General features: G+C 56.1%; 8 protein-coding genes. 3 read left to right on the forward strand and 5 right to left on the reverse strand.

Going from position 1 to position 11,994, the window contains the following annotated elements; translation table 11 throughout:
- Window positions 1-33 precede the first annotated feature (33 nt).
- Both yhjD and INF68_RS20050 read left to right on the forward strand, forming a co-directional pair.
- A complete protein-coding gene (yhjD, locus tag INF68_RS20045; RefSeq protein WP_109846200.1) occupies window positions 34-1,059 on the forward strand; it encodes an inner membrane protein YhjD in 1,026 nt (341 codons plus the stop codon).
- A gap of 260 nt (window positions 1,060-1,319) precedes the next feature.
- Window positions 1,320-2,642 (forward strand): MFS transporter, encoded by a 1,323-nt coding sequence (locus INF68_RS20050; RefSeq protein ID WP_045404756.1) that lies wholly within the window; start codon window positions 1,320-1,322, stop codon window positions 2,640-2,642.
- Between the two features lie 60 nt (window positions 2,643-2,702).
- Here INF68_RS20050 and INF68_RS20055 read toward each other — a convergent pair whose 3' ends face one another.
- Both INF68_RS20055 and pdeH read right to left on the reverse strand, forming a co-directional pair.
- On the reverse strand, window positions 2,703-4,745 hold the full coding sequence (locus INF68_RS20055; protein WP_126786758.1) for an AsmA family protein: 2,043 nt from the start codon (window positions 4,743-4,745) through the stop codon (window positions 2,703-2,705).
- A gap of 65 nt (window positions 4,746-4,810) precedes the next feature.
- A complete protein-coding gene (gene pdeH / locus INF68_RS20060) occupies window positions 4,811-5,584 on the reverse strand; it encodes a cyclic-guanylate-specific phosphodiesterase (RefSeq protein ID WP_109846192.1) in 774 nt (257 codons plus the stop codon).
- 229 nt (window positions 5,585-5,813) lie between these two features.
- Between pdeH and INF68_RS20065 the strand changes: the two genes are divergently transcribed.
- A complete protein-coding gene (locus INF68_RS20065) occupies window positions 5,814-6,743 on the forward strand; it encodes a sugar kinase (protein ID WP_126786757.1) in 930 nt (309 codons plus the stop codon).
- A 63-nt stretch (window positions 6,744-6,806) separates the two neighbouring features.
- Here the strand turns inward: INF68_RS20065 and INF68_RS20070 are convergent, their stop codons facing one another.
- From INF68_RS20070 to hmsP, 3 genes are all read right to left on the reverse strand, one after another.
- The gene (locus INF68_RS20070; protein WP_109846194.1) at window positions 6,807-8,300 is read right to left on the reverse strand and encodes a pitrilysin family protein; all 1,494 of its coding nucleotides are present in this window, start codon (window positions 8,298-8,300) and stop codon (window positions 6,807-6,809) included.
- Between the two features lie 227 nt (window positions 8,301-8,527).
- Window positions 8,528-9,814, reverse strand: a complete 1,287-nt coding sequence (locus tag INF68_RS20075; protein ID WP_023309587.1) for a dicarboxylate/amino acid:cation symporter — start codon at window positions 9,812-9,814, stop codon at window positions 8,528-8,530.
- A gap of 159 nt (window positions 9,815-9,973) precedes the next feature.
- Window positions 9,974-11,980, reverse strand: a complete 2,007-nt coding sequence (gene hmsP, locus INF68_RS20080; protein ID WP_126786756.1) for a biofilm formation regulator HmsP — start codon at window positions 11,978-11,980, stop codon at window positions 9,974-9,976.
- Between the last annotated feature and the right edge of the window lie 14 nt (window positions 11,981-11,994).

Genomic DNA, 11,994 nt, shown 5'->3' on the forward strand with positions numbered 1-11,994 from the left:
AACACATCCAGCTCAACGAAAAGGAAAATGCGCGTGACGCCGGAAAACAACCCGCAACGACCCACCCAACATTTAGAGTATGAGCCCGTCAAAAAGATGGAAACCGGGCCCGAAGAGGCCAAAACGCCAGGCACCGCCAGCAAAGCGCTGGGGACCGTCACCGGCATCGCCGCGAGAATTCAGCAGTTTCCCATGGTTGCGCATCTGATACGCGCGACCGAGCGCTTTAATGACCGCATGGGGAACCAGTTTGGTGCCGCCATCACCTATTTTTCCTTCCTGTCGATGATCCCAATCCTGATGGTGTCGTTTGCGGCAGCCGGTTTTGTGCTCGCGTCGCACCCGACGCTACTGCAGGATATCTTCAATAAAATCCTGAATAACGTCAGTGACCCGACCCTTGCCAGCACCCTCAAGAGCACCATCAATACCGCCGTTCAGCAGCGTACCACCGTGGGTATCGTCGGTTTGCTGATTGCGCTTTACTCCGGCGTTAACTGGATGGGCAACCTGCGCGAGGCCATCCGCGCCCAGTCGCGCGACGTCTGGGAGCGTAAGCCGCAGGACGAGGAGAAAATCTGGGTGAAGTATCTCCGCGATTTTGTTTCGCTGATTGGCCTGCTCGTCGCGCTGATCGTGACGCTTTCCATTACCTCCGTGGCGGGCTCGGCGCAGCAGATGATCATCTCCGCGCTCTACCTTGATTACATCGAATGGCTGAAGCCCGCCTGGCGCGGCATTGGGCTGGCCATTTCCATCTTTGCCAACTACCTGCTGTTCTTCTGGATCTTCTGGCGCTTGCCCCGCCATCGTCCGCGCAAGAAGGCGCTGATTCGCGGCACGTTGATTGCGGCGATCGGCTTTGAGGTGATCAAAATCGTGATGACCTACACGCTGCCGTCGCTGGTGAAATCCCCTTCTGGCGCGGCGTTTGGCTCGGTGCTGGGACTGATGGCCTTCTTCTACTTTTTCGCTCGCCTGACCCTGTTCTGCGCGGCATGGATTGCCACCGCCGAGTACAAAGGCGACACGCGAATGCCCGGTAAAACGCACCGCTAGCCCCACTCTCGGGCTGAAATTTCAGCCCGATTCATCATTTCAGCATATAAATCCAGTCCGTAACTTTTATTTAACCGAAAACCAGTTTAATTGACTAATATTTAAAATCTGTGAAGCATTTCATAGACGTGTTTTCGCTGGCCTGAAAATTATCCGCTTTTTGTTGCTTTTATCACCAGCGCGCGGCTTTGTTACAGATTGAAATGTCGCTTTTGCTGTGCGTAATATGGCCTTTCGTTCGACAAAAATAAGAAAATATTATGCAAGCAACAGCCACCACACTCGACTCAGGAACGGAAAACGTTCCGGTAAACTCGCGCAATAAAGTTGTCGTCGCCTCGCTGATTGGCACCGCCATTGAGTTCTTCGACTTTTATATTTATGCCACCGCCGCGGTCATCGTCTTCCCGCATATTTTCTTCCCGCAGGGCGATCCTACGGCGGCCACGCTGCAGTCTCTGGCGACCTTTGCCATCGCGTTTGTTGCGCGTCCGATTGGCTCTGCGCTGTTTGGACACTTTGGCGATCGCATTGGCCGCAAAGTCACCCTGGTGGCCTCGCTGCTGACGATGGGCATCTCCACCGTAGCCATCGGTCTGCTGCCGACCTATGAAACCATCGGCATTCTGGCGCCGGTCCTGCTGGCGCTGGCGCGTTTTGGTCAGGGTCTGGGGCTGGGCGGTGAATGGGGCGGCGCGGCGCTGCTGGCCACCGAGAACGCCCCGGCGCGCAAGCGCGCGCTGTACGGTTCATTCCCGCAGCTGGGCGCGCCGATTGGCTTCTTCTTTGCCAACGGGACGTTCCTGCTGCTCTCCTGGCTGCTGACGGATGAACAGTTCATGAGCTGGGGCTGGCGTCTCCCGTTTATCTTCTCAGCCGTGCTGGTGCTGATTGGCCTGTATGTGCGCGTTTCGCTGCATGAGACTCCTGTTTTTGCGAAAGTGGCCGCGGCGAACAAGCAGGTGAAAGTGCCGCTGGGTACGCTGCTGACCAAACACGTCCGCGTGACCGTACTGGGCACGTTCATCATGCTGGCAACCTATACGTTGTTCTACATCATGACCGTCTACTCCATGACGTTCAGTACCGCCGCCGCGCCGGTTGGCCTCGGGCTGCCGCGTAACGAAGTGCTGTGGATGCTGATGATGGCGGTGATCGGGTTTGGCGTGATGGTGCCGATTGCGGGTCTGCTGGCGGATAAGTTTGGTCGTCGTGCAAGCATGATTACGATCACCACGCTCATCATGCTGTTTGCTCTGTTCGTCTTCCCGCCGCTGCTGGGTTCAGGTAGCCCGGCGCTGGTGATGGCCTATCTGCTGATTGGCCTGAGCCTGATGGGGCTGACCTTCGGCCCGATGGGCGCGTTGCTGCCTGAGCTGTTCCCGACTGAAGTGCGTTATACCGGTGCGTCGTTCTCCTACAACGTTGCCTCTATTCTGGGCGCGTCCGTTGCGCCGTATATCGCCACCTGGCTGCAGGCGAACTATGGTCTGTTCTATGTGGGGGTCTATCTGGCGGCCATGGCGGCGCTGACGCTGATTGCGCTGCTGCTGACGCACGAGACTAAGCACCAGGCTCTGTAATTCACTGCGGCCCGATGCCCTCACCCCGCCCCTCTCCCACAGGGAGAGGGAGGAAGAGAGCTACTTCTTCATCTGCGACAAAATAGTCCGGCACTGATTCGCTTCGCCCTCAGACGGCGAAATCAACGCCAGCAGGGCTGCGGCTGGGGTGACCAGCGTCGCCAGGGCCGCAGCTACCGCACCGCGCGCAATCAGCGGTCCGGGCTTCACGCCCGCCTGCGGATTTTTGAAGGTTCCGCGCACGTAAAGCGGCGAGCGCAGGGTGATGATGCGGATCCCCTTACTTTCCGGGTCAATTGTCAAATCAAGCTGCTCCGAGGCCATGCTGGCGGTCCCGGTCACGTTTATCACCGCGTTTTCCGTGTCGAAGGCAAATATCTGCGGACGCGCCACGCCGTTAACCAGATCCAGATTGGCCGCCGCGCAGTTCACCCGCACCTCGTCATCACCGAAGATTTGCCCGATGACGTAGTTACCGACGTTCAGCCCCAGGATCTCCATCAGGTTTCGGCTCACCAGCCCGTCGTTCATCAGCAGCTTCAGGTTACCATTGCCGCTGCCCAGCAGCGCCGCCACCGAGTTCCCCACGCCGCGAATGTCGGCATCACCGTTCATTTCACCGAGGGTTTTCTGCATCAGCTCTACGTTCGGCATCAGCTCTTTCAGCTTCAATCGACGCGCCTGGATCTCCGCCCGTCCCTGCATCGGCTTTTTATCGCCTTCCAGATGAATGTTCGAAGAAATTGTCCCGCCCGCCATGCCGAACTTCAGCGGCTGCAGGCGCAGGTCAGCGTTTTTGAGGAGGATATGGGTCGAAAGATTGCTGATCGGCAGCGTACTGCCATGTTCAATTTTTCCGCCTTTGAAGCGCACATCCGCATCCATAACGTCCCATTTGTCGGTTTCGAAGCGATCGTATGGCAGCACTTTGCCGGCAGGCTGAACATCCTTTTTGACCTCTTTCGACTTGGTCCCTTTACCCGAGTCCACGCCAATTAGCGGGCCCAGGTCGGCCAGACGCAGCTGACGGGACTCAACATCCCCTTCAAGTTTCGGGCGCGGTTTTCCGGTGGTGTAGGTCAGCGTGCCGTGAATATCACTGTCGCCGATGCGGCCGTTGAAATCCCGGTAGTCAAAAACGGACGCTTTTTCGGTATCGATTTTGGCGACCAGATGCCCGTCCGTTTCGAACGGCGGGGTATCCGGCAGCAGCACGCCGGTCAGTTCATACAGCTCGCCCAGCGAATCGCCGGCAAATTTGAGCTGAAGGTCGACGCCCCCCATATTCATCGGATCGTTGACCGTGCCCACGAACGCCACGCGGGTGTTACCGGAACGGAAGTCCGCCTGAACCGGGAACGGCGTGCCTTCGCTCCGCAGCGCCAGCATGCCGCCTATTTTTCCTTTACCGCTGAGAGGCCGATCGTTGTAGCGTCCTTTTGCCGTCAGGCCGAAGACATAGTCACCTACGCTTGCCGCGTCGCCTTTTGCTTTCGTGCCCGTGACCTCGCTAAACGGCAGCGGTTTGCCCAGCGGATCGACGAGGATCTCCACATCCGCCTTGCTGACCTTATCGTCGATGGCGATCCGTCCGCGATCGAAAAGAATATTGTCGAGACGGAATGACCAGGAGGAAGGCTGGGCATTCGGATCTTTTTCGCTGTCGCTGGCAAGGTTAAACGTCCAGTTGTTGTTTTTTTCTGAAAGTCGGATCAGACGCGCATCGGGCTGCTGAAGTTTGATCCACGGCAGATAGACCGTTTTGGTGAGGAGCGCCAGCGGAGCCAGCGTGGCTTCAACGCGCGGCAGGTGGATCATGGTGACGTCCGGGATATCCGGCGGGTTGCCGAGAATGATGTCGTCGGCATGGACGTGTGGCCAGGGGATCCAGCTGCGCCAGCCGGGCTCCTCTTTCTGACGCTCCCACACCACCCCTAAATCACCGCGTATGGCGAAGGGGCGGTTCAGTTCGGTTGAGACTTTCTGGTTGATGGTCGGCTTGAGACGGTTCCAGTCAAACGTCGCAATAATGATGGCGACGACCACGATCAACAACAAGAAAATCCCTGCTGTCCAGGAGATTACCCTGGTTGTTCTCGTCATTTTTATCCCCTTTCCTGATGACCTGTCCTGTAAAACTATAGTCCAGACAAAGGGAAGCGGGCTTATCAGAGGGTCGTTATCACGCTATCGAGGCGATCCATGGGTACCGGGCGGGAGAGATAATAGCCTTGCGCCGCCGCTGCGGGGGAGTTTTGCACATCACGCCACTCTTCCAGTGTTTCTACACCTTCAACAATCACGCCCTGGCAATAGCGGTTCATCAGCTGTAATAACAGCGTAAACAGATTCCGCCCTTCCGGGGTTTGACGCAGCATAATGAACAGGTCGCGGGCCACTTTGATGTAGTCGTAGCGCACTTCACCCAGGGCGGAGAAGTTCGCCATACCGGTGCCAAAGTCATCCAGCCACAGCGGGCCGTATTCGCATATCGACGCAAACGAGGAATCCTGCGGCAGGCGGACATGCTCCACCAGCTCAAAGCGCATCCACGGCAGGGTGGCGATCAGCTCCTGCAATTTTGCGTTCTGACGCAGCGCCAGCAGGGTTGGACCATCGACGTTTACTGAGGCGAGGATATCGTGCTGTTCGAAAAAAGGTTGCTTCGTCGCCAGCATACGAAGCTGCTCTTCCAGCACGTCCAGACGCTGGCGAACGGCAACTTCGGCAAAATAGCGATCCGGCGCGATGCGCTGAGTAGGGTTTGAGGGATGCGTAACGACGGTCAAAATTTCAATTGCCATCAGTCGACCATCTGTTCGGTAGATCGGCTGATAGGTGTACGCACGCTCACATTGCAGCCAGTAGCGATGCTCCTGCAAGTTCTCAATACTTGCCTCAGGCGTAGTGCTCAGCCGCTGGATAACCTGCTCTGACTTCATTTCAGATGTCCTGTTGTTGGGATAGCCTTTCTGGACTCGTCACAGGATTATCGGCGCGACAATTGAGAACTTTATGTTCAATTCACCGGGAAAATGAAATTAAGATGACAGAAATGCGCGGGAACACGCGCTGGCTCAAATAAAATAATGGAACGTTGTTTTAATATAGTTGACCGGTTAATTCACTCAGCGCACACTGCTGATAATTCTTCTGTTCAGGTTCACGACTATGTCCAAAAAAATTGCCGTGATTGGCGAATGCATGATTGAGCTGTCACAAAAAGGCGCGGAAGTCAGCCGCGGATTTGGTGGCGATACGTTAAACACGTCCGTTTATATTGCCCGTCAGGTTGCACCTGAGGCGCTTACCGTGAACTACGTGACCGCCCTGGGCACGGACAGCTTCAGCCAGCAAATGCTGGATGCCTGGCAGAGTGAACATGTTGAAACGTCGCTGATTCAGCGTATGGAGAACCGCCTCCCTGGGCTTTATTACATCGAAACCGACAGCACCGGCGAACGCACATTTTATTACTGGCGTAACGAAGCCGCGGCCAAATTCTGGCTGGAGAGCGACGCGGCCGCGGCCATCTGCGAAGAGCTGGCGACCTTTGACTATCTCTATCTGAGCGGCATTAGCCTGGCGATTTTAAGCACCGACAGCCGTGAAAAGCTGCTCTCGCTGCTGCGCGAATGCCGTGCCAACGGCGGTAAGGTTATTTTCGATAACAACTACCGCCCGCGCCTGTGGGCCAGCCGCGAAGAGACGCAGCAGGTCTATCAGCAGATGCTGCAGTGCACCGACATCGCCTTCCTCACGCTCGACGATGAAGACGCCCTGTGGGGTGAGAAACCGGTAGAGGAGGTGATTGCACGCACGCAGGCGGCAGGCGTGAGCGAAGTGGTGATTAAGCGCGGGGCGGATTCATGCCTGGTCGCGGTAGCGGGCGAAGCGCTGGTTGACGTTCCGGCGGTGAAGCTTGCCAAAGAGAAAGTTATTGATACCACGGCGGCCGGTGATTCATTCAGCGCGGGCTATCTGGCAGTACGTCTGACGGGTGGAACGCCGGAAGCGGCGGCACAGCGTGGGCACCTGACGGCCAGCACGGTGATTCAGTATCGCGGAGCGATTATTCCGCGTGAGGCGATGCCTGTTTAAGGAGGGTGCGGGCTAATGCACGCACCTTAACCCTCTCCCACAGGGAGAGGGAATGTTTAAGCATTACTGCCCCTGCGGAATATCCGTCGCGTCCGGATGTAAATCATCAGCCGTGGCGGCCTGCGCAGCCTGCGGCGCGGTAGCCATAATGGAATCCCAGGTCTTCTGAAGTTCCTTCATGTCATATTCCGGTTCGCCCTTCGGTTGCAGGAGGATCAACGCCATCTCCTGCGACAGCTGCTGACGGAGGTCCTGATTGAGCATATCGACGGTCAGACCGTTGAGGAAGTCCTGACGAAGCTTCTGGTACTGTTCCGGCGCAATGTCCACCACCTGATTCTGCAGGGAACGAATACGCTGGCTGATCAGAATGTCGGTATCGGCGCGAGCGTAGGTCGCAAAAAGCTTCTGCAGCTCGAGTTTTTTCTGCGCCACGAGAGCGTTGAATTCCTCTTCGGAAAGCCCCTCTTTACGCACTTTTGCCAGTTCTTTTGCGACCACGCCCAGATTGGCATTCAGCTTATCGCCCGGCGACTCAACGTTGATGGCGCACTGCGCACGCTGGAACAGCACGCGGCAGTCAAAGCCAAGACCGATATTCTTCACGTTGTTCTTGCTCAGCGTCTGCTGAACGTGCCAGAACAGCGCTTCACGCGCCAGATCGGCACGCCAGTAGCGCAGCATCGCCGCGGACTCGCGGATGGGCTGCCAGGCGTTATCCCACATGACGGAGAGGCGATCCTGACGCACGGCGTCCGTCATAATGCTGACAGGCTCTGCACGCAGCGGAGAGAGCGTCGGAACAGGGGCTGGCGTTTCACGCTTGCCTTTCAAATCACCAAACGCTTTGTTGATCTGCTCCACCACCGCGCGGCTGTCCACGTTACCCACAACGATCAGCGTCATGGCGTCCGGGGTGTACCACTTCTGGTAGAACGATTTTACCTGTTCGGCATCGACAGGCTGTTTCAGCGGTTCGGCCGGGTCATGTCCCAGTAACGTTGAGCCTTTCAGGCGGTAACGCCACCAGCCCTCTTTGGTATCTCCAGGCCAGGTCGCCACCATGTCGCTGTTGCTCAGCGCATAGTTGACGGTGTCCGGCGTAATCGCCAGATTGCCAGAGGCATCGGAGAGATACGTAAGTGCTTCTTTTAGCAGATCGTTACGGTTATTTGGCAGGCTCAGGTTAAACATAGTGTAGTCATACGAGACTACTGCCGGTGGGAGCGGGCGTTTCGGATCGATGGCCTGCTGCCAAAGCGAACGCACCTGAACCGCTTGCAGGCTGCCGCTCTGCGTGAGCGCCAGCCGGGGAATAAAATGGCTAAAACCGGTTTGCTGAGTGCTTTCCGCGAGGGAACCGGTATTAATGGACAGACGGATTTCTACACGGTCACTGGGACGTTGCGGAGTGGCTAAAACCTGCCACTGAAAACCGTTCGCTAATGTCCCTTGTTGCCAGGCCGGGTCTGGCTGGAGCGCATCTGCCTGCACATAACTGGCTGCTGCCATCATCAGCAAACCGCCGGTTAAGAGTCGAATTTTTGTGCCCTGCATGTGAACCCCTGATCAACATTCCTGGTTAAAAAAGAGTGTTTCGCGACGCGCTTCACTCTTAAAGATGACGATGAAAACACGTCGATTAGACCGCGCGTTCGGCAAAACGTCACGGTCAGAAGTGAAATATACCCAAAAAAAATCTTGTCGAATTATGACAGGTACGAACAGTTATTATGCGCAGGAGCCCGCATCCCGACAAGGGAATACGGGCATTTGTGACAAGATTAAGAGGTTAAGCCAGGATTTTTGCTGTCAGTTGAACGATTATTCAGAGTATCGTCGAGCTTTTTGTGATCCAGCTCTTTCACCCATTTCGCCACCACCACCGTTGCCACGCCGTTACCCACCAGGTTGGTTAACGCACGCGCCTCTGACATGAAGCGGTCGATACCGAGAATCAACGCCAGACCCGCCACCGGCAGGTGACCCACAGCGGAAATAGTAGCAGCCAGCACGATAAATCCGCTGCCCGTCACCCCTGCAGCGCCTTTAGAAGAGAGCAGGAGCACCACCAGCAGGGTAATCTGATGGAAAATATCCATATGGCTGTTGGTCGCCTGAGCGATAAACACGGCCGCCATCGTCAAGTATATTGAGGTGCCGTCCAGGTTGAAGGAGTAGCCCGTTGGGATCACCAGCCCGACCACCGATTTACGGCACCCCAGCTTTTCCATCTTGTCGAGCATACGCGGCAGCGCCGATTCTGAAGAGGAGGTCCCCAGAACGATCAGCAGCTCTTCGCGGATGTAACGGATAAATTTGAAGATGTTGAAACCCGTCGCGCGGGCGATGGAACCCAGCACCACCACCACGAAAAGGATACAGGTGATATAGAAGCAGATAATCAGCTGACCCAGCTGCACCAGCGTACCGACGCCATACTTACCGATGGTGAAGGCCATCGCACCGAAAGCACCGATCGGCGCCAGGCGCATGATCATATTGATGATGCCGAAAATTACCTGGGAGAAGCTTTCGATCACATTAAAGATAAGCTGGCCTTTGCTGCCCAGACGGTGCAGAGCAAAGCCAAACATCACGGCGAACAGCAGAACCTGCAGGATGTTTCCGCTGGCGAACGCGCCAATGACGCTGCCCGGTATCACGTCCAGCAGGAAGGCCACCACGCCCTGATCCTTCGCCTGCTCGGCATACACTGCGACCGCTTTGGCATCCAGCGTTGACGGGTCTACGTTCATCCCCGCGCCCGGCTGCACCACGTTGACGATGATCAGACCGATAATCAGCGCAAGGGTACTGACCACTTCAAAATAGAGAAGCGCCACTGCACCGGTACGACCGACCGCCTTCATGCTTTCCATGCCAGCGATGCCCGTCACGACGGTACAGAAGATCACCGGAGCGATGACCATTTTAATGAGCTTAACGAACGCGTCGCCAAGCGGTTTCATTTGCGCGCCCAGCTCAGGGTAATAGTGACCCAGCAGAATACCGATGGCGATGGCTGTCAGGACCTGGAAATAAAGACTTTTGAAGAGTGAGGTTTTCATAAGGTGTCCTTGGGAAGAAAAACCACAGGTTTTGTAAGGTTATGGTTAACCTGCGGCTTTAAAATAACACCCACATAACAGGACAGAAATAAACTCAGTTCAAATTTGAAACACAAATGTTAAGAACTTTGAGCTGGCTCGCACAAGCCAGCAACAAAATTACACTTTTGCGTTATTGTCAGCACCAGAAAGGTATCGTTCTTCAAAGACATCCGAAGGAACAGCAGGGGCAAAAAGGAAGCCTTGTCCACTCTCCACGCCCGCCTCTGCCAGCCAGGCGCGTTGCGCTTCGGTTTCAATTCCCTCGGCAATAAGATGCAGATTGAGGCTGCGCGCCATCTGGATAATCGCCTGCACCATGCTGCTGTCGCCCGGCAGACCGTCGACAAACGCTTTATCAATTTTGAGCACATCCACCGGAAGGGTTTTCATGTGCTGAAGCTGACGCAGCCCGGCGTACCCCATGCCAAAATCGTCCAGCGCGATGCGAATGCCGGCATTACGCAGCGGTTTCAGGATCGCGACCGCCTGATTAGGGTCGTCGATGCGTCGGCTCTCCGTCACTTCAAGAGTTAACGTATCAGGCTTGATTCGGTAACGATGGATCAGCTCCAGCATCTCTGAAACCATGGTCGGGTGCATAAGCTGCAGGGCAGACAAATTGACCGACAGCGGCAGCGTCACGCCGCGCTCCTGCCAGGCGGAAAGCTGACGGCAGGACTCCTCCAGCACCCAGTAGCCAACGGTAACCATCAGGCCACAGGACTCAATGCGCTCAATCAGCCCTTCCGGCAGCTCCCATGAGCCATCCGGCTGCTGCACGCGCAGCAGTGCCTCGGCGCTTTTCACTTCTCCCGTCTGCAAATTCACCTGCGGCTGTAGCCAGAGGGCAAACTGGCGGTTATCCAGCGCGGTCAGGATGTCGCTCTCTTCGGTCAGTCGCTGCTGCGCCTTTTCCATCTCTTCCGGCGCGAAGAACTGGATCTGATTTTTCCCTTTGCGCCGGGCGGTGAACGCCGCCGAGAACGCGCGATGATAAAGCTGCTCTGCCGTTAAATCGCCATAGTACATTGCAATACCAATACTGGCGCTTGGACGAAGCTGGATACCCTGAATGGGCAACCGCTCATTAATGACAGTGAGTACTTGCTGACCTAAAGTGATCGCATGCCAGGGTTCTTTTACGCCGTTGGCAATCACCACCAGGTCGTAACCGCTGACCTGGGTCAGCACCATACGCGGGGCAAGGACAGACTTCACTTTTTCAACCAGAGTCAGCAGCAGCATTTCGCGCTGGCTCTCCCTGAGCACGCCAGCCGTGTCCTGCAGGGTTTCACAGGCGATAACCATCAGCGCCGTGGTTTGCTGACGGGCAACGGTCTGCTCCAGCATCGCCATCAGGAAGGCTTTATTAGGAAGCTCCGACACCGGAAAGCGCGTGGCGCTGCTGTTTAACTCATCCTGCTGGCGCTGGATGCGCTGCTGGTTGAGGTTGTAGCTGCGCACCAGCATACCTATCTCATCGTCATGATGCAGACGCGGTAGCTCAAGCTGATGCCCCATCTGATCCTGCGGCGCAAGCGTATTCAACTCGCGGGCGATACGGCGCAGCGGATGAACAATCAGCCGGTTAATGCACCAGGTGAGCGCCACGCTGAGAATAAGCGTCATAAGTAAGCAAGTGGTCACTAACGTAACCACCCAGCTCATGACGAATTTATACATGCGGTAGGAATCCGCCTGTAATACCAGGTAGGCCAGCGGCTGCGGATTGGCAGGGCGTTCGAGCGAATAAACGGGCAGCGAAATCTGCACCGGCAGTTCAAACAGGCGCATCACCATCATCGGGACGGGACGCTCCGGGATAAAGCTCATCCGCAGCGCCTGAAACTGGTTGGGCAAGACGACGTCGGCGCGGCTCACGACGCCGGCAGGCTGAATGCGTTTTAAAATGGTTTCCGCTTCGGGAATATCCCCTTTCAGGATAGAGGCAGAGAGCGGGCCGCGCACCGAGCGGGCGATACTTTCTAACTGCGAAGCCGTGTTATAGCGATTCTGCTGTACGGAATGAAACAGCAAAATTACGCAGAAGAGCAGTACAAACAGCATGGTGACGGCAGAAACCATCGCCATCTGTTTGATTGTTAAGGAACGGCTGACACGCAAAATGACTCTCCACA

This window comes from Enterobacter cloacae complex sp. P16RS2 (assembly GCF_014982155.1).
Taxonomy (GTDB): Bacteria; Pseudomonadota; Gammaproteobacteria; order Enterobacterales; family Enterobacteriaceae; genus Enterobacter; species Enterobacter cloacae_M.

Bases quoted from the DNA above. Each gene is read 5' to 3' on its own strand.
- INF68_RS20050 (WP_045404756.1), top strand. From the start codon at position 1,320: ATGCAAGCAACAGCCACCACACTCGACTCAGGAACGGAAAACGTTCCG.
- INF68_RS20055 (WP_126786758.1), bottom strand. From the start codon at position 4,745: ATGACGAGAACAACCAGGGTAATCTCCTGGACAGCAGGGATTTTCTTG.
- pdeH (WP_109846192.1), bottom strand. From the start codon at position 5,584: ATGAAGTCAGAGCAGGTTATCCAGCGGCTGAGCACTACGCCTGAGGCA.
- INF68_RS20065 (WP_126786757.1), top strand. From the start codon at position 5,814: ATGTCCAAAAAAATTGCCGTGATTGGCGAATGCATGATTGAGCTGTCA.
- INF68_RS20070 (WP_109846194.1), bottom strand. From the start codon at position 8,300: ATGCAGGGCACAAAAATTCGACTCTTAACCGGCGGTTTGCTGATGATG.
- INF68_RS20075 (WP_023309587.1), bottom strand. From the start codon at position 9,814: ATGAAAACCTCACTCTTCAAAAGTCTTTATTTCCAGGTCCTGACAGCC.